This window comes from Haloarcula sp. CBA1129, from assembly GCF_008729015.1.
Classification (GTDB): Archaea; Halobacteriota; Halobacteria; order Halobacteriales; family Haloarculaceae; genus Haloarcula.
The window spans coordinates 3,114,368-3,136,116 of record NZ_RKSM01000001.1; the positions used below are offsets into that span (position 1 = coordinate 3,114,368).

Sequence of the window (21,749 nt, forward strand, 5' to 3'; positions counted from 1 at the left end):
CGGGCCGCGGTTAAACCATTTGTCCACCACCTTTTTGCTGCGAGGGGTGTTCTCGGCCGCGGGGCGGCCTGCGGGCACCCCCGCTTGCAAAAACGTGGGCGAAAAAGGCGCGAATCGCTTCGCGATTCGCGTGAAACCGCGGCCTTCGGCCGCGGTATGCTTGCTTTTATCGACTGCGATGTATTCGTGTTTTCTACTGGTACCGGCCACGTCCTTCGATGTCGTCGAGACTGTCGAACACCGCGTCGGCGTGGTCGCTCTCGGTCCGGTAGGCGTCCTCGGCGGCCGACAGCAGCGTTTCGGGGTCGTCCGCAGTCCCAGCGAGCGACTGAGCGAGGACGTGGAGATCCATCGCGTGGTCCTCGGCCTCCTGCGTGTAGTAGCCGAGGCCGAAGTCGATGAGGACGGTTCGGTCCGGGTGACCGTCACGGCTCCCGACGCGGACGTTCCGCGTCGTCGGGTCGCCGTGGACGAAGCCAGCATTGTGGATGCGAGCGAGCCAGCGGCCCACGTCCGTAACGCGCGACTCAGACAGTCCCTCGCGAAGATCGGCGTCGCCCACCCGCTGGAAAACGATGCGGGCCTCCTGTGGGTCTACGTCCCGGACTAGCGGCGTCGGGACACCGTTTCGGCGCGCCTCGCTGGTGAGCCGCGCTTCCTGTCTGGTGCGTTCGGTCCGCAGGCGGTCATCAAGCGTCGGGTGGCGGTAGCTCCGCGGGACGCGCTCCTTGATGACGCGGGCACCGTCGAAGCGAACGGTTGCCTCCGCGCCCTGAACTTCCTTGTCGGTCGTCCGATAGCTGTCAACCGACTCCTCGGCTCCGCGCCAGCTGACGGAGACTTCGTCGGGCCGGAAGTTCGAGTCGATGCGGGAGTCCTCGATGGCGATGGTGTCGCCGGCCGCGTACATCTTCGCACCGAGCATCGCGATCATGCCAGCGTTGTCCCGCAGGAAACGATTTTCGGGGGCGTAGAACTTCGCGCCGCGTTGCTCGCACATCTCGCCGAGCATCCGCTGGAGGCGGTCGTTCTGGCCGACGCCGCCGCCAAGCACCAGTTCGTCAGCGCCGGTCAGCGACAGCGCCCGCTCGGAGACCTCCGTCAGCATCGCGAAGATGGTCTCCTCCATCCCGCGACAGACATCGTCTACTGGGACGCCGTCGTCGACGGCCTGCTTGGCGGCGCTCATGATGCCCGAGAAGGAGAAGTCCATCCCCTTGACGACGTAGGGCAGTTCGTGGTACTCGCCGTCGCGGGCGTGCTGTTCGACTTTCGGCCCGCCGGGATGGGACCAGCCGATGTGACGGGTGAACTTGTCGATAGCGTTGCCGACGCCGGTGTCCATCGTTTCACCGAGGACGCGGTAGCGGCCGTTCCGGTAGCCCAGAATGTGGGCGTTCGCGCCCGAGGCGTTCAGACAGACCGGCGAGTCAAAGCCCGAGCGGTGCCGCCCGACTTCGAGGTGGGCGACCATGTGGTTCACGCCGACCAGCGGCACGTCGAAGCGTTGGGCGACCGCTCTGGCTGCTGTGGCGACGATACGCAGGCAGGGCCCGAGCCCCGGGCCGCGAGCGAAGGCAACGGCGTCGATTGGCGGGCCGCTTTCGCCGCCAGCGTTTGCGCCGCCACCGGCCGCCCGCTCGTGTGCGTGCTCGATGGCCGTCTCGACGACGGTCGGGATGGCCTCGCCCATATGCTCGGCGGCCTCGCGCGGATGGATACCGCCGCTGTCTGGCGCGTAGGCGTCAGTTTCGATGAAAACGTGGTCGTCGTCGGTTACCCGCGCTGGGTCCGGCGTCTCAAACACCGAAGCACTGGCTGCCCAGGCGGTACCTTCGATACCCAGAATACGCATCGGGTGGCCTTACTTCCACTCGGTGTAGCCGCACTTGCCGCAGTGCTGGCGGTCCTCGTGCTCGGCGAGGACGGTGTCGCCGCACCGGGGGCAGGTTTCACGGTCGAGCTCGCCGTCGTCGCTGTAGTACTCGTTGTGTGGCATCTATGCTTCCTCCGCTTCCTCTTCGCCGTCGGCGACGATCTTGTTGCGTTCGAGCATGTGATCCTGCTCGACGTCGCGGGCGTACTCGGGGTTGTCGTAGACCTTCGCGTAGCCGACCGTCTTCCGCATGCCGAACTTGGTGTCGAGCTTGTGGATGACGACTTCCTCGGCATCCTTGTTCAGCGTGGCCGCAAGAGAGTCGCGGACAGAGAGACGGGAGGGGGTGGCTTCGTCGTGGACGACCTCGAACCGGACGTCCGTGCGGTGCAACATGGGATTCTCGTCTTCTTCGATGATGTCGATATCCATGGTTCGTTGTCCGTATCTACCCGCCGAAGCGCGTAAAAGGATTTCGAAGCGGTTGACGCCGCCTCGACGGCTGAGCGCCTCCGATTCCGTGTCACCGCGCCGTACCGTGATTCGACAAGGGACGGGAACGTGCTGTAGCGGCTAGCTATGTCCGGTACAGCGTTTCCAGAGCAACAGCGGACGGCAACCCCCGCTTACCGCTCGCCCAGCTGTGCGAGGAGGTGCGAGAGGTGGATTCGCTCGTTCGCCGCGTCGACGAGCGCCATATCCGTCTCGCCGGCCAGTTGGTGGATCTCGGCCAGTTGGTCCCCGGAGTAGCGCGACCGGGCCACTTCCAACACGTCGTCGAGGATGTCGGACGCACCGTACCCCTCGTCGACGAGCAGGTCGTCCAGCGTTGACCGTGCGTCGGTAAACCGCCCGTCTTCGGCCGCCTCGACCATCTGCTCGACTTGGTCGTCGGCTTCGACGGCGTTCAGAGTCTCGAAAGCCGCGTCCATCGTCACCTCCCCCTCGGCTTCGGCAGTCGTCTGGGCGGCCAGCACCGCTGTCCGCAGGTCCCCCTCTGCGTAGCCGGCGACGTACTCGATGCCGTCATCGTCGTGGTCGACGCCCTCCGCAGTGACGATGTCCTCCAGTACCGACGCCGTCTCCTCGTGGGTCGGCTCGCGCATCACGACCGGGAAACACCGCGAGCGGATCGGCGGGATAACCGCCGAGGGCTGGCGCGTCGCGATGACGAACTGTGTCGCCTCGTAGTACTGCTCCATCACCCGACGCAGTGCCTGCTGGAAGTCCTCGCGCATCCCCTCGGCGTTGTCAAGCAGGATGGTCTTGTAGCTGCCCGACACCGGTGAGTAGCTGGCGGACTCTTTGAGGACGTGGTTGATGAGGTCGGCCTTCGAGGACTCACGGCGTCGCTTGCTGTCGATGAACGACGCGAACCGCGGGTCGTTGGCGACTTCCTTTTTCGTCATGCCGAACACGTCGGCCATGTTGAGTTCCGTGAAGTCCGCGTCGGGGTTCTCGTGGACCTCCCGTGCAAAGGCCCGGACAGCGGCCGTCTTTCCGCTCCCTTTCGGCCCGTGGACCAGCAGATTCATCGGCTCCTCGATGGCTCCCTGCAGGTGTTCACGGGCCTTCGGCTGGCGGATTTCCGACAACTCCGGGGCGTGTGTCTCCGTCCACAGCGGCGCGTCCATCTGTTGGCACTGCGTATGGCCGGCCCCGACAAGTATCCCGCGGTCCGAGGGTTCGCAGCACTCGAAGAGTCCTCGTCACAATAGCGCAATCGTATGGGTCGGTGACTGCCGCAGCTATCGGACTGCGAAGGGCTATTGAGACGGGGTGTGTCCCGATTCAGCCGGTTACGAGTCTATGCGCTTTGCATCCGGCTGCCAGCCGCACTCCACGCACTCGAACTCCTCGTCGGCTGTTTTGATCACCGGCTCATGGCATTCCTTACATTCCCGAAGGGGATTGTGGGGCCGAGTGGATGGTCGCGGCATACGTTACCATACTACACATTCATGCTACATAACCATTCACTCTACGTACCTAGAATCATGTCGCTATGGCCGGCGGAGTTGAAATTGTATACCGCCCGTGTATGCTGATTTCCGGCGGTACTGGGGCTTACGATGCAGTCGCAGCAAAATGCGCCGGCCGGGAGTGAGCAAACGCGGAGCGTTTGCGAACATCGGGCGGCAAACGACAAAAGGGAGTGCGCCGGCCGGGAATTGAACCCGGGCTATTGCCTTGGGAAGGCAATGTCCTACCACTGGACCACCGGCGCTCGTTGCACTCGCGCCGAGGCTCGCGATTCCCGCGGAATCGCTCACCACCGGCGCACTTCGTACCAAACTGTCAACAGCGACCGCACTTGAACGTAGCGTTTTGACTGGACACGTGTCCGAAAATATCACGCCGATAGATGGGTATTAGTTCCGTCCGTCCAACCAATAGACATGGCAACGGCCGAATCCATTGTCCGTGCGGACGACCCGCTTGACCTGTCGTTCTCTGAGGCTGAACTAGACGCCCACCGCGACCATATCACATCGTTCATCGAGGAGCAGGTCGACGCCGCCGGTGTCGATACAGTGGTGCTGGGACTCTCTGGTGGTATCGACAGTACGCTCGTCTCGCATCTGGCTGTCGAAGCGCTTGGCCGTGACGCCGTTCACGGGCTTGTGATGCCCAGCGAGGTCAACCGCGTGGACAACATGAGCGACGCCGAACGGGTGGCTAACGACCTGCTCGGCATCGAGTACGACGTTATCGAAATCAATCCGCTGGTCGACGCATTCCTCGACGCCTATCCCGACGCCGAGGGTGACCAGCTCGCCGTCGGTAATCTCCGGGTTCGCTGCCGAGCGGTACTGAACTATCTGGTCGGCAACCACGAGCAGGCGCTGGTACTGGGCACCGGCAACCGCAGCGAGGCGCTGGTCGGCTACTACACGAAGTATGGCGACGGCGCAGTCGACTGCCATCCTATCGCACCGCTGTACAAACAGCAGGTCCGGCAGCTGGCGAAACACATCGGCGTCCCCGATGATCTCGCCGAAAAGACCGCTAGCGCCGAGATGTGGGCCGGTCAGACTGATGCCGACGAAATGGGGATGGACTACGATACGCTCGACTCTATCCTTGCCCTGCATATTGACGGCGGCGTCCCCGCGGCTGCAACAGCGGAGCGGCTCGGTGTCCCGCTCGATGTCGTCGAGACTGTCCGCGAGATGTACGAATCGAGCGCCCACAAGCGGGCGATGCCGCCGGGGCCGGACCCGCTGTACTGAGTGCTGCTCTCACACTTTAGCCGTTAGCGGACCGGATTCTCCGGGCCGCGACCCAGATACTCCGAAAGGAACGCGTGGACGGTCTCTGCGTCGTAGTTGTCCATCGTTAGCTCGTGTTGCCATCCAGTCACAACGTACGTCGCCCGCGGGTCGTCGTTGGGGTTCGGGACGGCGACGACGCTTCGCCACGTTCCAGTGTGGACGCTTGAAAATTCCCGAAGGCTCTGTCTGGCTTCAGGCGAGATCTCCGCGGGATCGTAGTAGACGATGACCGCGCCGTGTTCGAGCGTGTGGACGAGCGAACCGAGCAACGGCGTCGCCTCGTAGAAGCCCGCATCCGCCGTTTCCGCGTAGTGTGTCCCGGAGAGTGGCGGGACGCGCTGGTAGTCGATGGCACTGCCCTGTTCGACGTGGTTGTTCCCCCGGTCCGGGAACTGCTCGACGTCGGCCAGTCGGTCGCTGTCGCCGGTGTCGTCCAGTGACGATGCTTCGACCCCGGAAGCCTCGACTGCGGAAAGCGGCTGTGCGCCCGCCGTCCCGACGAGGTCCGCGTCGCTGCCACCGCCGTCGCCACTCAACTGGGTCACGTACGCTGTGAGCCCGATAGCGAACACGACGACGATGCCGATGACGATCGCTCCGACCGGGAGAGAGTTGCTGGCCTCCCCTCCGGTGTGTTCCTTGACGCGCCGACGGTCAATTGCACCTAGTTCGCCGTCGTGGGCGTCGGCGAGGTGGTCGAGATAGGCGTCGTCGCCGTCGAACGATTCCGCGCAGTACTCACAGTCGACCATTAGGGGCCCGTACGCGAGGAGTCGGCTTGTACCCTTCCCTACTCGGTCTTCGCGTTGAGGTCGGCGAAGGCCAGCTGCTCGCGGCGCTCCTGTGTTTCCCTGTCGGCGTCGTCTCGCATCCGTTCTTTCAGGACTCGAAGCGCGTCCGCGTCAACACCGGCTAGTTCTTCGGCGACAGCCCGTGGTTCCGTGGTAATCCGCGAGACTAAGCCCATCCGAAGCGCCGTCTCGGCGTCCAGCGTTCGGCCCGAAAGCGCAATATCCAGTGCCTCGCCGGTCCCGACGATATCGGGGAGCCGCGCTGTCCCGCCCCACGCGCCGAACAGGCCGAGTTTGACCCCGGTTTCAGCCAAGGTCGCGTCGGGGGTCGCCACCCGAATGTCGCAGGCCAGCGCCAGTTCGACACCGCCGCCCCGCGCCGCGCCGTCGATACCGGCGACGACCGCTCCATCGTAAGATTCGAGCGTCTGAGCGACCCGCTGGCCCAGCGCCGCGAACGCCTCGGCGCTCTCTGAATCGAGCGCTTTCACCTCGTCTAAGTCCGCACCGGCACAGAACGCCTCGCCAGCGCCGCGGAGATACAGCACTTGCTCGGTCGCGGCCTCGACCGCCGCTTCGAGGTCACGCAGCGCCGCGCTGGTGAGCGCATTGCGCTGGTCGGGCCGGTCGAGCGTCAGGGTCCGGATACCATCGCGGCTCGTGGTCTGTACCATGCTTGCTGTGACTCTGTGGTTTCCAAAGGTCTTTGCCCTTCCCGTCGCTAGACCCTCATAATGGAGGAAGTGGCGGCAGTTCGCCGAGCGGCGTTGGCGGCAGTCGACGATGTCGGGCCTGACCGGCTTCACGGGCGGATCGATGCTCGCCTCGACGACGCGTCGCTGGCGCCCGGCGTCCTGACGCTCGTCAGCGCGGGTGCAACCAGCGACCCGCCGGTCGATCTGGCCGACGGCGTCGCTGACCGCGCCGCCGGCGTCCAACTCATCTACGAGGGGCTCTCGCTCACTCGTCAGTTGGCCCGTGACGACCCGTGGGTCAACGGCGACCGCGACACGGCCGACCTCGACATCCTCATCGCTGACATCCTCGTCTCGCGTGGCTTCTACCTGCTCGCTAGGACAGAGGCCGCCGACGCCGCCGTCTCCGTCGTCCGTTCGTTCGGCCACGACCAGACCGTCCGGCAGACGACCGGTGACGAGAGCCCCGACACTGCGCTCGAAACCGATATTCTAGAACTCGCCGTGGTCGCCGGCGTCACCGCTGCCGGCATCCGACCGACGCCGACGCTTCGCGAGTACGCGACTGAGCTGGCCACCGACGGCCTCCCGCCGAACGCCGAATTGCTCGATGAAGATGTCGCTGACGCCCTTCGGGCCCGCGCGGGAGCAGAACAGCCGTCCGGGGACGGGACCGAGGCCGCCGCCGACCACTGATACTAGTCGACACACCGGCCCTGAATCGAAACGACTTTAGACAATTGCCGGATACACATTGATGCGTGCCTGGGTAGCTTAGCGGTAAAGCGCGTCCTTGGTAAGGACGAGACCCCGGATTCAAATTCCGGCCTAGGCTTTCTCCACGTTACTGACGCGGAGTGACAGCGATAGCGCTGTCGTGCGCGAAAGCCGGATGCGGTATTCGAACCGGCGGAAGACTCGCTTCGCTCGTCTCCGAGGGGCTCAACTTCCGGCCTCGAATTTGCTCGACTGCACTGCGACGATGTTTCCCCGTCGAGCGACCGCTATCGGTCCGGTTCCTCGGCGAGCGCCGTCTCACGCAACTGTTTGCACTCCTCACTCTCGGCAGTCAGTTCGGGCACAGGTGTCGGTTTGCCGTCGTCGACGGCGACGAAGGTAGCGTAGGCACTCGTCGTCTCCTCGGTCTCCCCCGTCTGTGGGTCCTCTCGCGCGACTTCGATGCGGACCCGGACGCTGGTCCGACCCGTCGCGTAGGCATAGGAGTCAATAAGCGCAGTGTCGCCGATAGGAATCGGTCGCTCGAAGTCCACGCGGGACATCTGCGCGGTCACACAGGATTCTCTGGCGGCCCGCATGGCCGACATCGCTCCGATTTCGTCCATCCATTTCATGACGATACCCCCGTGGGCGCTCTGGTAGTTGTTGGCGTGGGTCGGCTGGACGCGCTCGCGGTTGATGATGTGCGTATCGGCGATAGTCGGCATACCGTCTCATAGAGCGTGTCCGGGAAAACGGTGTGGTGCGCCGCTGACGGGAGTCACCGGCGACGGTGCACACTTATACTGTCGCCGTGACCCATAATTGCCAGTCAAACAGCCGACTTGCCGGAGCTACCCGGTGAACTGGTGGTATTCGAGGCCTTTGTGCTTCATCTCGTTGTGTTTGCGTTCGAGGAACGAGTAGACGGAGCCATGCGGTGCACCGTCCAGAATCATCTCGGCGGCTTCTCGAACGGCGTCGACCTGCTCTGGGCCGCCGATGATACCGAGCGTCGACCCGTAGATGACGACGGCCGCCCCGGAGAGTTCCTGCATGAGTTCCCGCGTTCGACCGCCCTCGCCGATGAGCCGTCCTTTCTGGCGGCGGAAGTCGTTCTTGTTGCGGGAGGCGGCCTCGATGTCGATGAGTTCGAACATCATCATGTCGTCCTCCAGTAGCGCCAGCGCGTCGTCGGGCGAGAACCCGCGGCCAATGGCCTTGACGATGTCGGGGCCTTTCAACCCCGTTACGGGGTCGCCGACGGACTCGACTTTCACCGTGCCGTCCTCGGAATCGATATCCAGTCGGACCTCTGCGCGCTCCTCGATCTCGCGCATGGTCTCACCGCCCTCACCGATCAGCACACCGATACGGTCCTGCGGAATCTTCACGTGTTGCATAAGTATACCTCCTTTTAGGAGGGTCTGCCTGTTTAAAACTTCGGCGTCTGGGCTGGTTGGTGCCGAGTGCCACCCGTCGGCTGGCGGTCAGTTGTCTGTTACATAGTGCGACGGGGCCGGTCAGACACGCAAGACGGCGGAAAGAAACCAGATGAGGCCGAAGACACCACCGGCCGCACCCGCTAGTTTCGTGAGCATAACGTTCCAGTCGGCTGGTTCGACCGCACTGGAACGGGTCGTGCTCCCGATGGCGTCCAGTTGTTCGCTGAATTTCGTGACTCCGTACGCATACCGGTACATGAGCGCGCCACCGATCGCTGTGAGCGGGCCGAACAGGAGGCCGGACTGAGATTCCTCGGGCTGTCTGTCCTCGGGCCCGGGATTGAAACTGACCGTGTCCGGTGTCCCTGTCTCGTCATTCTGATCCACTGCGACTGTGGTCTGGGCGGGTGACTCCGATGACTGCTCGCTGTCCTTGGTGTCGGTCGTCGCAGTGTCGTGGGTCCCAACTGCGATTTCGTCGAGATATGCTCGGCCATCGAGCTGGACCTGCCAAGCGGTGTTTGCAGTGCTGGTCGAAACCGTTCTGGTCACGCGGTCCCGGCGCTGCTGGTCAGTATCCCACAGCGCGACCTGTGCGGTCCCGTTTGGATACCATCGGATCTCGACGGCGAAGAACCGACCAGTGGGAGCTGTGATGCGCTCTGACGCCACTGTTCCGCGTTCGTCCGTCGCGACGATGTCGACGCGGTCGCTATTCTCCCGACCGACATTCTGGATGGACACTGAAGCCGTGGCGTTCCCGTCGGCGCGCTCAACGACTCGTAGCGCCCCGCCACGACCCACGTCAACGACACCGGTCACAGTGCCCTGACTGGCGTTGACTGTTGTGGCGGTAAGCGTCGCGGTGGCGTTGTCACGGACACCGAGCGAACAGTCTCCGTCCGCGCCGATACGGAGGATTTCGCCGGCAGTCCAGTTGGTCGTCGACGCGGTCCCAAGTCCATCGACGTAGTGGTATGAGGAGTCAGTGGCCGGTGTCTCCGGGCGCTCGTCTTGCACCGAGCACTCTGTCTGTGGGGTCGCCGACTCGGTTGTGACGGTGTGGCCGTGCGTCGTCGTCGATGGCTGGTGTCCATCGGCCGTCGAGCTTCCTGCGGCAGCAGCAAAGCCCGGGTATGCGACCAGTACCATCACGCCAAGTAGGGCAACGAGCGGTACTAGCTGTCTGGTCGTGGGGGTTGGAGGGCGTCCCATCGGTGGATAGCGGGCGATTGATTCGCAGTGATAGGCTCTCGTTGGTGGTTGTCACCGGGCCGTCGCTTATTGCTGTTCTGCTTCTGTGGGACAGTCCAACGGTGGTGGCTATCACGAGCGGTGGTTTCCATTCGCCACCCGCCGACGGTGAACGGTCAGGGCTGTGTCGGAAACGCGTCCCAGAGACCTTGCTGTCAGTCCAGAAACTCAACACCAGTAATTTCGAAGCGAGCGCCGCCGGTGTCGCTGTCGGTAACGACGATATCCCAGCCGTGTGCGCCCGCGATGGTCCGGACAATCGAGAGTCCGTAGCCGCTGCCCTCTTCGGCGGTCGTGAAGCCGTGGTCGAATACGTCGTCTTTGATGTCGGCTGGAACTCCCGGCCCGTCGTCCTCGACGTAGAAGCCGTCGTCAAGCGGGCCGACGCGGACGATAACAGCACCGTCGCCGTGTCGGATGCTGTTCTGAAAGAGGTTCTCGAACAGTTCGATGAGGCGGTCGGCGTCGGCGCTCACCGAGCCGATAGTGTCGTAGTGGAGCGTGGCTCGCTCGGTGGTTCCGGCGGCCCCTTCCCAAGCGGTGTCGACAACGTCCTTGACGTTCGTCGTTTCCGGGTCGGTGACGACGTTTCCCTGTTTGGCGACCGAGAGGAGGTCGTCGACGAGGCGAGCCATTCTGTCACTTGTCGCTTCGAGCGCGTCGAGGTGTTCCTCGTCACCGGTTTCGCGGGCCAGGGCCACCCGTGAAGAGATGACGCTGAGTGGACTCTTCAGGTCATGGGCGAGGACATCGGTGAATTCCTTGAGCCGGTCGTTCTGGCGTTCGAGCATCTTGTCGTACTGGTGTTTCTCGGTCGTGTCTTGGCTGACTACGACGAACCCTTCCGGGTCTCCGTCCCCGAGCGGCGAGAGCGAGAGGGTTGCCCAGAACACCGATCCGTCGGCCTGTCGATGCCAGTGCTGTGTCTCGACGGGACCGTTCGCTGCCTCCACTAGCAGCGACTCGACGGTCGTTTCCATTTCTTCGGGGTCGGCGAACAGCATCTCGACGTGATGGCCGACCGTCGCGTCGCGTTCGTAGCCGTACAGCGCCGCTGCCGGGTCGGGCCAGTTCGTGACGGTGCCATCAGTGTCAAGCATGAACACAGCGTGCGATGATAACCCCTCGATAAGCCGATCAGAAACTGAGTCGTCGCTCCCCGCTGTCTCCTCGTCTGAACTGTTGTCCGGTGGTGTGGGATCCATCAGCCGTACCTGCCTGAGATCGGCCAGTGAAACTTCCAACGGGACAGGGGCCACTGTGACCGTTCACTCATACTTACATATATACAATCTAATACATTACGCACTGTGGTTTTCACAGCGAAAAGAGTTGTGATGAATCGGATAACAAAGCCGCAGTACAGCGATTTACTTCTGGAGCTTCTTGCGCATGGTTTCAAACGACAAGCATCTACCTATCGCGGCGACAATATATTCCCAGTTCAGTAATCCCGGGTCCGAACAGAACGCGGGTGCTTACTCCTCGTCGCGGCGGTCGGCCGGCGTCCCCTGCGGGACGGCGTCGTCGTCGCTTCCCGGCGCGGTGTCGTCCTTGTCCTTCGGCGTCGCGTACTCCCGGACGTACGCGAGCAAGGCCTCGGGCGTGGCGTCGACGCCCTGTCTGGCGAAGAAGTTCGCGACGTTGCGGCAGTCCCGTTCCAGGAAGTCGTCGGCGTTGGGGTGGTGGATAGTCACCGCCTGGCCGAGGTCGATGATGTACAGCTGGCCCTCGTGGAAGACGATGTTGTACTCCGAGAGGTCGCCGTGGACGAGGCCGGCGTCGTACAGCCGACGGGTGTACTCCTTGACGACCTCGTAGGCGGTTTCGGGGTTCTCGATGCGGACCTCGCTGAGGCGCTTGCTGCGACCGGCCTCGGTCCCGAGATACTCCATCACGAGGACGTTCCGCTCGACGGCGATGGGTTCGGGTGTCCGGACGCCGGCCCGTCGGGCGCGTTTGAGATTTGATGATTCCTTGCGAACCCATGCGGTGACGACCTTCTTCTTGTCCGAGCCGATGCCCTCAAAGCGGGGGTCGCCGTCGAGATAGCTCCGCATATCCTTGAAATCGGAGGCGTTGATGCGGTACACCTTGACAGCGACCTCTTTGTCACCCGACAGTGCCGTGTAGACGTTGGCCTCTTTCCCTGTCGAAATCGGCCCGCCGAACGCGTCGATGTGGCCGTCCTGTACGAGTTTGTACAGCGCGCCGTAGGTGGCGTCGTCGAAGACGCTGGCCTCGACCTTAAACTGGTCGGCGTCCTTGATACGCTCGCGGAACTCGCTGAACTCACGGTCCCGTTTGCGAGCGATGCGGTCAGCTTCCGTATCGGAGACATCGACTTCCTCCCACTCGTCGCCCGGCGAGTCAACGTCGTCAGTGTCGAGCAGGCCGAACTGCCCCTCGGTCACGCTTTTGCCTCCGTCGGGCCCGCGGCCAGATACATATCAGGCTACTCCTGAATGTGTCCCTCCTCGCGTAGTTGGTCGGCATCCTGTTTCTCGTAGCGCCACGTGATGTCGGCTTTCTCGTCTTGCCAGTCCCACGGTTCGACCAGCACCACGTCGTCCTCGCGAATCCAGATTCGCTTTTGCATCTTGCCCGGAATCCGGGCTGTGCGTTCGACGCCGTCCATACAGCGTACCTTGACGCGATTCGCGCCAAGCATATCCATGACGACGGCGAACACCTCGTCATCTTCCGGCATCCGCAGGTTCTTTCTGCTGTCGTTGTCGCTCATAGACGGTACTTCGACGGGGAGAGGTTTAAGGTTTGGAAAAGTTGGACCGCAAACGCGGTCCGTGGCCCCCGATACGGGGTGGGACAGACGCTGGGGCCGTACAGAAAACCGCGGTCGTCGCGTCAGTCAGCGCCGAGACAGCCGACCCACGAGCAGTCGGTGCAGGTCTCGATGCCTTTCGCTGTCGTCGTCTCGCTGCGACAGCGCGGGCAGACGGAACCGACCTCCGGCGGCTGGACGGACTTACTCATCGGTGATGATGTCCGCCGACAGGCCCTGTGCCATCTCGATGTCCTTGGAGTTGTTGAGCGTCCATGCGGTTCGCTCGGTAACCGCCTCGATAACTTCGCGGCCGCTCGGAAGGCCGTTGCCGGACTTCTTGACGCCGCCGAAGGGCAGGTGGACCTCCGCGCCGATACACGGGAGGTTCCCGTAGGCGAGGCCGATTTCGGCCTCGTCACGGAACTGGTTGATCTGGCGGTAGTCCTCGGAGATGATTGCGCCGGCGAGGCCGTAGTCGACGCTGTTGTGCATCTCCAGCGCCTCGTCGAAGTCTCCCGAGTACTCGAGCAGGGCGACGTGAGGCCCGAACACTTCCTCGTTGATACAGCGCAGGTCCTCGTCGTAGTCGATTTCGTAGACGAACGGCCCGACCCAGTGGCCCTCCTCGTGGCCGTCCGGAATCTCTTCAGCACCGAGGTCAGCGCGGTCGACGAGCACGTTCGCGCCCTCTTCACGAGCGAGGTCGTTGTACCGCTTGAATTTCTCGACTTGGTCCTTCTCGATGAGCGGCCCCATGAAGGTGTCTTCCTCCAGCGGGTCGCCGACGGCGATGTCCGATGCGATGTCGACGAACCGCTCCTTGAACTCGTCGTAGAGGTCCTCGTGGACGATGAGGCGCTCTGAGGAGACACAGCGCTGCCCGGTCGTCTTGAAGCTTGACATCACGGCCGAGTGGACGGCGATGTCGAGGTCGGCTTCCTCCGTGATGACGACCGCGTTCTTCCCGCCCATCTCGCAGGCAGCGATCTTTCCGGGCTGTCCGCCGACGTTTGAGGCGATCTTGTGGCCGACTTCGGCGCTGCCCGTGAAGAGGACCGTCTCGACGCGGTCGTCTTCGACGATGGCGTTGCCGGCGTCGCCGTAGCCCTGCACGAGGTTGAACACACCGTCGGGGATGCCCGAATCCTCGAACATCTCGGCGATGATGTGGGCGCACCACGGGGTCTGCTCGGCGGGCTTCCAGACGACGGTGTTGCCCTCGACAAGCGTCACGGCGAGGTGCCAGAACGGGATGGCGACCGGGAAGTTCCACGGGGTGATACAGCCGACGACGCCCTTCGGCTTGCGCCGCATGTAGGCGTCCTTGCTGGCGATTTCGGAGGGTACCACGTCGCCGTGGGGATGGCGGGCGTTGCCGGCGGCCCATTCGACCATGTGCCAGGACTCGGTGACGTCGGCCAGCCCTTCGCTGATCTCCTTGCCACACTCCATGGTGACGATTTCGCCGAGTTCCTCGTGGCGGTCACGCAGCTCGTGGTAGATGTCCCAGAGGTACTCTGCGCGGTCGATGTGCGAAAGCGAGCGCCACTCGTCGTAGGCGTCCTCTGCCGCGGCCAGTGCGCGGTCGACATCGTCTTCGGTCCCGCGGTGGAACGACGCGAGTGCCTCTCCGGTGGCCGGGTTCTGACTTGTGAACGTTTCGTCGCCGGTGCCTGTTGTCCATTCACCGTCGATGTAGTGTCGTCGTGAGTCGTCTGTACTCATAGTATGTACTGTATGCGTCCCCCACCAATATGTTCCACCGTCCATGGTCAGGGGTGCAGTAATTGCCTGATAGATCACCCACAACCGGAAGTATCTCCCATGGTCGGTGTTTCCCTTATGAACCGCACCTTTATTTGCGTCCATAGCGTGACTTCCTTTAGCACCCCTTCATACGGAGGGCGCCCAGTATGAGCGAAGCACAATCACAACACGGGGGACTACAGCTTACCCTGAGCATCTGGCACCCGGACTGCTGGACGCTTGAAGTTACCGACCAGACGGCCGCCGGCCTGTTGGCTCACGGCGTGTACAACACACAGAACGGCAGCGTAAAGGGACTGTTCACGGCGTATGCTGACAGCATTAGCGACGTTGAGGACCTCATCGATGCGACCCGTGACTCGTCGTTGACTGACTCAGTGCTGGAGTTGCGCGAGCGCCACGGCGCGACTGGAACGGGCTCGTCACCGGGGAACACGACCCGAGAGCTGTTCGTCGAGTACAACCCGGACAACACCATCAGCGACAGCCTGCTTTCACGCGGGTTCATCCACAACGACCCGGTTCGGGTCCGTCACGGTCGCGAGCACTGGCCGGTGTTTTTCCCGGATTCCCGTGACGAAGCCGAGTCGCTCCTCGACGAAATTCGCGAGGAACAATCGGCCGACATCGAAGTCACTCGAATCACGTCCGCCGGCGGCGGTAATCCAGAGCAACTCCGGCGGATGGACCGGCTCTCGGACAGCCAGCGCGAGGCGTTCGAACTCGCCCGACAGGAGGATTACTACGCGTGGCCACGGGGTATCTCGACGCGCGAACTCGCGTCGAAACTCGGCGTCTCGAAGACGACGCTGCTTGAACACCTCAGAAAGGCGGAAGCGAAGCTGTTAGACCCGGATTAGTAGATTAACTCAGCACGGCCCGAACGGCAAACAGTGCATTCTCTTTGCGCTCGCGGACGCGCCGGTAGAAGTAGGAGAACCACTTGTCACCGTAGGGGATGTACTGCCACATCGGGACGCCCTCGGCGGCGAGGTCGCGCTGTGCGTCGTCACGGACGCCCATCAGCATCTGTACCTCGTAGTCCGTGCCGTACTCGTCGTGGAGGTCCTTCGCGTAGTCTATCATCGCCGGGTCGTGGCTGCCGACGCCGATGCCGCCCTCGAACTCCTCGAACATTAGTTCGAGACAGTCCCGATAGGCGTCGTTGACACGCTCTTTCTTTTTGTAGGAAACACTCTCTGGCTCGGAGTAGGCCCCCTTGACCAGTCGGACCTTCCCGGGCAGAGGCGCGAGCCGTTCGAGGTCCTCAGGTGTGCGCTTGAGGTTCGCCTGCGTACAGACACCGACGCCGCCCTCGTGTTCAGTGACGAGTCGCTCGTACGCGTCGAGAGTCACGTCGGTCGTGGTGTAGTCCTCCATATCGACCCAGACAAAGACGCCGCGGTCGTCGCCCGCCGCGACGATGCGTTCGAGGTTCTCGACGAACACGTCGTCGCCAACGTCGAGGCCGATCTGTGATGGCTTGACCGAGATTGCGCAGTCGAGGCCGCTCCTGTCGATCTCTTTGATCAACTCGATGTACTGGTCTGCGTCTTCGTCGGCGGGCTGGCGCTCGTCGTAGTGTTCGCCTAACAGATTTAGGATGCCTTTGACGCCGTCGTCGTTGAGCGAAGCGACGTGGTCGAGCGCCCCCGGTGCTGTCTCCCCGGCGACGAAGTTGTTCGCTATCGGCGGAATCATTATCGAAACTACGCCACTATATCAGCCTAAACGCACCCCCTACCAAAAAAATCACTTTTCAAACCCTGAAATCAAGCGGGCGTGAAACTGCCGAGCGTATCGTCGTCGGTCCGGTAAAACGTGTGCTCGCCCGTGATATGTGCTGTGACCGAGACGACCGGCTTAGTCACGGTGACGCCGTCGTCGACGCTGGTATCAGTGATATACCCCCAAATGTCGACCCGACCGGGCCGGTCACTTCGACACGCTCGCCGGTAGCGAGGTCGCCGTCGACGTGATGGAGCGTCAACCGCGCACACGTACCCGTTCCACAGGGTACCGTGATGAACTCCGTTCGTTCCATAGCCGTAGCGATACTCTATGCAGGGAACGCGTTCCAGAAGTATTAATTGACGGCTTTCCCTATGCGGTTGAGAACATGGCACCTACCATGGACGGTGACAGGGTTATACAGGGACTTACGAAAAAGGATATCAGTATACCATGAACGAACATGACAAGCGTTCGATCGACAGGCGAAGCGTAATCAAAGCCGCTGCCAGTGCTGGACTCGTCGGCCTCGCCGGCTGTTCCGGCGGTGCTCCCGAAGACGGTGGTGGGAGCGATGGCGGCGACGGCGGCGATGGCGGCGATGGCGAATCGACGGATTCCTCGACGGACTCTGGTTCCGAAACCTATACTATCGGGATGGTAGACAGCCTCTCCGGGTCGCTGTCCGCGTTCGGACAGCGGAACCAGCGCGGCAAGGAGATCGCGCTCGACGATGTCAACTCAGTCGGCGTCGGTGGCGGCGAACTGGCGATCTCACAGCAGGACGACCAGAGCACGAGTCAGGGCGGGGTCAGCGCAGCACAGACGCTGGTCAATCAGGAAGAGGTTCCACTGCTCATCGGTACTGTCGGGAGCGGTGTCAGCACGGCCATCCACGAGAGCGTCGTCCAGAATACGGACGTTGTCCAGATCAGTCAGAACAGCACTAGCCCGAATCTGACGAACTTCCCGGATCTGCTCCGGATGCCGCCGGCCGGCAAGGCACAGGCGGAGGCGATTTCGTCGCTCCTCGACGAGGACGGCAACGAGTCCGCCGCGCTGGCTTGGATCAACAACGATTACGGGCAGTCCGTCGGTGAGGCCTTCATCGAAGCCTACGACGGGGAGATTGTCTACAACGAACCCCACGACCAAGGCCAGTCTTCTTACAGTAGCACCATCTCCTCGATGTCTGACACCGACGCCGACGCGTGGGTGTTCATCACGTATCAGCCGGAGTTCGCGACGATGTCTCAGGAGGCGTTCGACCTCGGTGTCACCGATCAGGCCGCCTGGTACGGCGGTGACAGCGTCAAAGGACCGAAAGTCCTCGAAGCGGCTCCCGAAGGAAGCCTCAATGGGATGAAGGCCGTCGTCCCGAGCGTCCCACAGGACGCCGAAAACTACCAAGCGTTTGTCTCGGAATTCGAAGACCGCTTCGGCCAAGAACCCACGTCGTGGTCGGCGTACGCCTACGACGCCGTGGTCGTCAGCGCACTCGCCATCGAGGCCGCCGACGAGTTCACTGGCTCGGCGCTCATGGAGGTCGTCCGCGACGTGACCCGGCCCGAGGGCGAGGAGGCGACCTCGTACGAGGCCGCCCACGAGATTCTGGCAAACGGTGGCTCGCCGTCGGACGTGGACTACACCGGCGTGAGCGGCCCCATCGACCTCGACGAGAACGGCGATCCCGTCGGGTTGCTGCAGGTGTTCGAAGTCGTGGACCACGCGTACGAATCCAGCGGCTTCATCGAGGGCTAAGGCGGCCACGACCCTTTTCCATTTTCACCAATGGCGCAGATATTACAGTACCTGGCAAACGGGCTCGTTTTCAGTAGTATCATCATCCTCGGGAGTATCGGGCTCTCGCTGGTCTACAGCATCGCCGACTTCGCGAACTTCGCACACGGCGACACGATGACGCTTGGTGCCTACGGGGCGTTCGTCGCGTTCGGTGTGTTCGGCGGTCTCGGCGGCACCGTTCTCGGCCTTCCTTTGGGCTTTTTCCTGTCTCTGGTGGTTGGGATGGCGCTTGCGGCTGTCGTCGCTGTCCTCACCCATATTCTCGTGTACAAGCCCCTCGATACGGACTCGATCGGGCTCCTCATCACGAGCATCGGTGTGGCGTTCGTCTACCGCGCGGTGCTACAGGCAACCTTCGGGACGGACTTCCTGCAGTACGATATCAGTCGCAGCGGGCCGATTCCGGTGCTGCTGGATACGCTTGATGTCGCAGTGACACAGCGGGATGTCGCAATTATCGTCAGCGCGGCGGTGCTCGTCGCCGGCCTGCATCTGTTGCTCCAGCGGACGACGCTGGGACGGAAGATGCGTGCGACGGCCGACAACCCCGATCTTGCACGCGTGAGCGGTATCCGAACCGACCGCGTCATCCTCGTCATGTGGGTCGTCGGCAGCGCCTTGGCCGCCGCTGGGGGCGTTTTCCTCGCGCTATACAGTCAGCTCGACCCACGAATCGGATTCAACATCCTGCTGGTCGTGTTCGCCGCGGTCATCCTCGGCGGCATCGGCTCGGTGTACGGCGCGATGCTCGGTGGCCTTCTCATCGGGATGCTCCACGAACTGACGCCGCTGCTTGGCGATATTGGACTCCCCATCAGCAACGCCTACGCGCCGGCCGTCGCGTTCGTCATCATGGTCGCGGTCCTGCTTGTCAGGCCTCGCGGCATCGCGGGTGATATGACATGAGTGCGCTCGATGTCGGTACGTACTCGCCCCGTGAGAAGGGCGTCGTCGGACTGCTTGGCGCACTCGGCGCGTTCCTGCTCGTTGCGGTGCTGACTGGCTTCCTCGCCCCAGCGTATCTGCTGTATCTCATTGGGCTGTCGGCGATGTACATGCTCCTCTCGATGGGGCTAAACGTCCAGTGGGGGTACGGTGGCATGATCAACTTCAGTGTCGCGGCCTTCTTCGGCCTCGGCGCGTACGGGACCGCGTTGCTGACGGCGTCCGGCTCGCCGATATCCGGCGGTGTCAGCCCCGTCATCGCGCTGTTTGGCGGCCTCGGCCTCGCCGCGGTGCTCGCGGTCATTATCGGGTACCCGACGCTGAAGCTCCGCGACGACTACCTCGCCATCGCGTCGCTGGGCCTCGCGGAGGTCGTCCGCATCTTCATCCTCAACGAATCACAGTGGACGGCGGGTAGCGCCGGACTGACCGGCATCCCGCTGTTCTTCTCTGACTGGCCCGTGCTCGGTGACCTGACCTACCCGTACATCTTCTACGCGGGCGGGACGCCGGTGTTCAACATGAGCCAGTCGGTCGTCACCAGCGCGCTGAACGTCGTTCTCGTCACGGTAATTGTCGCGGCGGTCTATCTGTTCCTGCGCCGCATCCACCAGTCGCCGTGGGGGCGCGTCCTGCGGACGATTCGGACCGACGAGGACCTCGCGGAGACGCTGGGCAAGAACACCTTCGCGTTCAAGATGCAGGCGTTCGTCATCGGGAGCCTCATCATGGCGCTCGCGGGCGTGTTCTACTCCCATCTCGTGTTGTTCGTCAGCCCCTCGGACCTGCAGCCCATCACGACGTTCTACGTCTGGGTCGCCGTCATTCTCGGCGGCACCGGAAGCGACCGCGGCGCGATGCTGGGCGGGTTCACTATCGTCGCCATCCAGCAGGGGACGCGCTTCATGACCGACACCGGGCTGCTACCAATCGGCGCGGCACCGCTTCGACTCATGCTGGTCGGCCTGCTCATCATCTTTATCGTCAGACTCCGCCCGGAGGGGATTCTCCCGCCGGAGCGTGAACTTATCTGGCCCGACTCGCTGGGCGGTGGTCGCGATGAGTGAGCAGTCGCTCGTCTCCGATGGCCCCGTCCTCGGGAAGGCTGACCCTGTTCTCCGTGCCGAGGGTCTAGAGAAACGCTTCGGCGGCCTCGTGGCGACGGACAACGCGTCAATCGAGGTCGAACGCGGCACGATAACTGGCCTCATCGGTCCCAACGGGGCCGGCAAATCGACGCTGTTCAACCTCGTCTCGGGCTTCTACGAGCCCGATGCGGGCTCGGTCGCGGTCAACGGCGTCGACGTGACCGGGCAGAAGCCCCACGAAATCGCCGATCAGGGGATGATCCGGACGTTCCAGACGCCGCGCAAACCGGAGGGCATGACCGTCCGGGAGGCGCTGCTTGTGGGGCCGCACAACCAGACTGGGGAATCGATTATTCCGCTGTTCACCTCGCCTGACACCGTCGAACAGGAGGAACGGCGCTCGCTGGAACAGGCCCAAGAGATGCTCGAACGGTTCGAGATCGGCGACCTAGCGACCCAGCCTGCGACAGACCTCTCCGGCGGGCAGATGAAACTGGTCGAACTGGCCCGCGGGATGATGGCCGAACCCGACCTGCTCCTGCTCGACGAGCCCGTCGCCGGCGTCAACCCCGTACTGGCCGACAAACTGGCCGGGTTCATCGAGGAACTCAACGAGGAGGGCATCACCTTCCTCATCATCGAACACGATATGAACTTCATTATGCGGCTGGCCGACCCGATCATCGTCCTCAATCAGGGGAGTGTCCTCGTCGAGGGGCCGCCGGAGGCGGTCCGGAGCGACGAGCGCGTCATCGACGCCTATCTGGGAGGGCCGTCGGAATGACCGATCCCATCCTCACCGTCGACGGCGTCGACAGCGGCTACGGCGAGGTGCAGGTGCTCGACGACCTCTCCTTGACGCTCGGGGAGGGCGAAATCGCCTGCCTCGTTGGCCCGAACGGGGCCGGGAAGTCGACCGTCCTCAAGACGGTGTTCGGGATGCTCGAACCGTGGACCGGTTCCGTCCGTCTGGGCGACCGCGAGATCGGCGGGATGGCCCCCGAGGACATCGTCCGCATCGGCGTCGGCTACGTCCCACAGACCGAGAACGTGTTCGGCTCGCTGACCATCGACGAGAACCTCCGGATGGGCGGGGTCGCCCGCGACGGCGGCCTCGACGAGGTCGTGACCGAACTGTACGACCGGTTCCCCATCCTCGACGACAAGCGCACCGCGAACGCCAAGACGCTGTCGGGCGGCCAGCGGCAGGTGCTCGCCTTCGCTCGCGCACTCGTGATGGAGCCCGACGTGTTGCTCATCGACGAGCCCAGCGCCGGACTTGCGCCCAACACCGCAAAGGAGGTGTTCGACGACGTGGAGACGGTCAACGAACTCGGCACGTCGATTCTGATGGTCGAGCAAAACGCCCGCGAGGGACTGGGTATCTCCGACCGCGGGTTCGTCCTCGATCAGGGGACAGTCAAGTTCGAGGGCGAGGCCGACTCGCTGCTTGATGACCCCGAGGTGTCCCGACTGTATCTCGGCGGCGAATCCCGTCGCTGAGATCGTTTCGGCTGTCTCAGTCGTGTCATGCGCGGTGCTGCGGTGACGAGCCGTCCCCGAGAGGACAAGGCAAC

General features: G+C 63.1%; 24 protein-coding genes and 2 tRNA genes. 9 read left to right on the forward strand and 17 right to left on the reverse strand.

Going from position 1 to position 21,749, the window contains the following annotated elements; translation table 11 throughout:
- Positions 1-193: 193 nt before the first annotated feature.
- From Har1129_RS15735 to Har1129_RS15755, 5 genes are all read right to left on the reverse strand, one after another.
- Positions 194-1,855 (reverse strand): bifunctional N(6)-L-threonylcarbamoyladenine synthase/serine/threonine protein kinase, encoded by a 1,662-nt coding sequence (locus Har1129_RS15735; RefSeq protein ID WP_151101634.1) that lies wholly within the window; start codon positions 1,853-1,855, stop codon positions 194-196.
- 9 nt (positions 1,856-1,864) lie between these two features.
- Positions 1,865-1,999: a 30S ribosomal protein S27ae gene (locus Har1129_RS15740; RefSeq protein ID WP_004590578.1), complete on the reverse strand. Its 135-nt coding sequence runs from the start codon at positions 1,997-1,999 to the stop codon at positions 1,865-1,867.
- A complete protein-coding gene (locus Har1129_RS15745; RefSeq protein ID WP_004516108.1) occupies positions 2,000-2,308 on the reverse strand; it encodes a 30S ribosomal protein S24e in 309 nt (102 codons plus the stop codon).
- Positions 2,309-2,502: 194 nt separating this feature from the next.
- The gene (locus Har1129_RS15750; RefSeq protein WP_151101636.1) at positions 2,503-3,510 is read right to left on the reverse strand and encodes an AAA family ATPase; all 1,008 of its coding nucleotides are present in this window, start codon (positions 3,508-3,510) and stop codon (positions 2,503-2,505) included.
- A 522-nt stretch (positions 3,511-4,032) separates the two neighbouring features.
- Positions 4,033-4,103: transfer RNA gene (locus Har1129_RS15755), tRNA-Gly, on the reverse strand.
- Between the two features lie 172 nt (positions 4,104-4,275).
- On the opposite strand from Har1129_RS15755, the gene Har1129_RS15760 reads away from it, so the two are divergent.
- On the forward strand, positions 4,276-5,109 hold the full coding sequence (locus Har1129_RS15760) for an NAD+ synthase (protein WP_151101637.1): 834 nt from the start codon (positions 4,276-4,278) through the stop codon (positions 5,107-5,109).
- Between the two features lie 23 nt (positions 5,110-5,132).
- On the opposite strand, the gene Har1129_RS15765 is transcribed toward Har1129_RS15760, so the two are convergent.
- Both Har1129_RS15765 and Har1129_RS15770 read right to left on the reverse strand, forming a co-directional pair.
- Positions 5,133-5,903 (reverse strand): DUF3105 domain-containing protein, encoded by a 771-nt coding sequence (locus Har1129_RS15765; RefSeq protein WP_151101639.1) that lies wholly within the window; start codon positions 5,901-5,903, stop codon positions 5,133-5,135.
- A gap of 38 nt (positions 5,904-5,941) precedes the next feature.
- A complete protein-coding gene (locus Har1129_RS15770; RefSeq protein WP_151101640.1) occupies positions 5,942-6,616 on the reverse strand; it encodes an enoyl-CoA hydratase/isomerase family protein in 675 nt (224 codons plus the stop codon).
- Positions 6,617-6,676: 60 nt separating this feature from the next.
- On the opposite strand from Har1129_RS15770, the gene Har1129_RS15775 reads away from it, so the two are divergent.
- Positions 6,677-7,333: a hypothetical protein gene (locus Har1129_RS15775; protein ID WP_151101641.1), complete on the forward strand. Its 657-nt coding sequence runs from the start codon at positions 6,677-6,679 to the stop codon at positions 7,331-7,333.
- Positions 7,334-7,400: 67 nt separating this feature from the next.
- Positions 7,401-7,472: transfer RNA gene (locus Har1129_RS15780), tRNA-Thr, on the forward strand.
- Between the two features lie 169 nt (positions 7,473-7,641).
- On the opposite strand, the gene Har1129_RS15785 is transcribed toward Har1129_RS15780, so the two are convergent.
- The 8 genes from Har1129_RS15785 to Har1129_RS15815 all read right to left on the reverse strand — a co-directional run bounded on the left by Har1129_RS15785 (position 7,642) and on the right by Har1129_RS15815 (position 14,563).
- Positions 7,642-8,082, reverse strand: coding sequence for an acyl-CoA thioesterase (locus Har1129_RS15785; protein ID WP_151101643.1), 441 nt, complete (start codon positions 8,080-8,082; stop codon positions 7,642-7,644).
- A 126-nt stretch (positions 8,083-8,208) separates the two neighbouring features.
- On the reverse strand, positions 8,209-8,757 hold the full coding sequence (locus Har1129_RS15790) for a KH domain-containing protein (protein ID WP_151101645.1): 549 nt from the start codon (positions 8,755-8,757) through the stop codon (positions 8,209-8,211).
- Positions 8,758-8,877: 120 nt separating this feature from the next.
- Positions 8,878-9,951, reverse strand: coding sequence for a hypothetical protein (locus Har1129_RS20725; protein ID WP_191906092.1), 1,074 nt, complete (start codon positions 9,949-9,951; stop codon positions 8,878-8,880).
- A gap of 257 nt (positions 9,952-10,208) precedes the next feature.
- Positions 10,209-11,258, reverse strand: coding sequence for a nitrogen regulation protein NR(II) (locus tag Har1129_RS15800; RefSeq protein WP_151101647.1), 1,050 nt, complete (start codon positions 11,256-11,258; stop codon positions 10,209-10,211).
- Positions 11,259-11,531: 273 nt separating this feature from the next.
- Positions 11,532-12,467 carry a serine/threonine-protein kinase Rio1 gene (gene rio1, locus Har1129_RS15805; protein ID WP_151101649.1) on the reverse strand — a complete coding sequence of 312 codons (936 nt, stop codon included), beginning with the start codon at positions 12,465-12,467 and terminating at the stop codon, positions 11,532-11,534.
- Between the two features lie 41 nt (positions 12,468-12,508).
- Positions 12,509-12,796: a translation initiation factor eIF-1A gene (gene eif1A, locus Har1129_RS15810; RefSeq protein WP_151101650.1), complete on the reverse strand. Its 288-nt coding sequence runs from the start codon at positions 12,794-12,796 to the stop codon at positions 12,509-12,511.
- 122 nt (positions 12,797-12,918) lie between these two features.
- The gene (locus tag Har1129_RS21235; RefSeq protein WP_255518349.1) at positions 12,919-13,047 is read right to left on the reverse strand and encodes a hypothetical protein; all 129 of its coding nucleotides are present in this window, start codon (positions 13,045-13,047) and stop codon (positions 12,919-12,921) included.
- The gene (locus Har1129_RS15815) at positions 13,040-14,563 is read right to left on the reverse strand and encodes an aldehyde dehydrogenase family protein (protein WP_151101651.1); all 1,524 of its coding nucleotides are present in this window, start codon (positions 14,561-14,563) and stop codon (positions 13,040-13,042) included. Before Har1129_RS15815 ends, Har1129_RS21235 begins: the two co-directional genes overlap by 8 nt.
- A 188-nt stretch (positions 14,564-14,751) precedes the next feature.
- Between Har1129_RS15815 and Har1129_RS15820 the strand changes: the two genes are divergently transcribed.
- On the forward strand, positions 14,752-15,465 hold the full coding sequence (locus Har1129_RS15820; protein ID WP_151101653.1) for a helix-turn-helix domain-containing protein: 714 nt from the start codon (positions 14,752-14,754) through the stop codon (positions 15,463-15,465).
- A gap of 4 nt (positions 15,466-15,469) precedes the next feature.
- Here Har1129_RS15820 and Har1129_RS15825 read toward each other — a convergent pair whose 3' ends face one another.
- On the reverse strand, positions 15,470-16,306 hold the full coding sequence (locus Har1129_RS15825) for a proline dehydrogenase family protein (RefSeq protein ID WP_151101655.1): 837 nt from the start codon (positions 16,304-16,306) through the stop codon (positions 15,470-15,472).
- Positions 16,307-16,472: 166 nt separating this feature from the next.
- Positions 16,473-16,649 carry a proline racemase family protein gene (locus tag Har1129_RS20995; RefSeq protein ID WP_225307831.1) on the reverse strand — a complete coding sequence of 59 codons (177 nt, stop codon included), beginning with the start codon at positions 16,647-16,649 and terminating at the stop codon, positions 16,473-16,475.
- Positions 16,650-16,789: 140 nt separating this feature from the next.
- On the opposite strand from Har1129_RS20995, the gene Har1129_RS15835 reads away from it, so the two are divergent.
- From Har1129_RS15835 to Har1129_RS15855, 5 genes are read left to right on the forward strand one after another with little or no spacing between them, the layout of a single operon-like run.
- Positions 16,790-18,097, forward strand: a complete 1,308-nt coding sequence (locus Har1129_RS15835) for an ABC transporter substrate-binding protein (RefSeq protein ID WP_151101657.1) — start codon at positions 16,790-16,792, stop codon at positions 18,095-18,097.
- A 30-nt stretch (positions 18,098-18,127) separates the two neighbouring features.
- Positions 18,128-19,045, forward strand: coding sequence for a branched-chain amino acid ABC transporter permease (locus Har1129_RS15840; protein ID WP_151101659.1), 918 nt, complete (start codon positions 18,128-18,130; stop codon positions 19,043-19,045).
- Positions 19,042-20,151 carry a branched-chain amino acid ABC transporter permease gene (locus tag Har1129_RS15845; protein ID WP_151101661.1) on the forward strand — a complete coding sequence of 370 codons (1,110 nt, stop codon included), beginning with the start codon at positions 19,042-19,044 and terminating at the stop codon, positions 20,149-20,151. The genes Har1129_RS15840 and Har1129_RS15845 overlap by 4 nt, the downstream gene beginning before the upstream one ends.
- Positions 20,144-20,956, forward strand: coding sequence for an ABC transporter ATP-binding protein (locus Har1129_RS15850; protein ID WP_151101663.1), 813 nt, complete (start codon positions 20,144-20,146; stop codon positions 20,954-20,956). Before Har1129_RS15845 ends, Har1129_RS15850 begins: the two co-directional genes overlap by 8 nt.
- Positions 20,953-21,675, forward strand: a complete 723-nt coding sequence (locus Har1129_RS15855) for an ABC transporter ATP-binding protein (RefSeq protein ID WP_151101665.1) — start codon at positions 20,953-20,955, stop codon at positions 21,673-21,675. Before Har1129_RS15850 ends, Har1129_RS15855 begins: the two co-directional genes overlap by 4 nt.
- Positions 21,676-21,749: the final 74 nt, after the last annotated feature.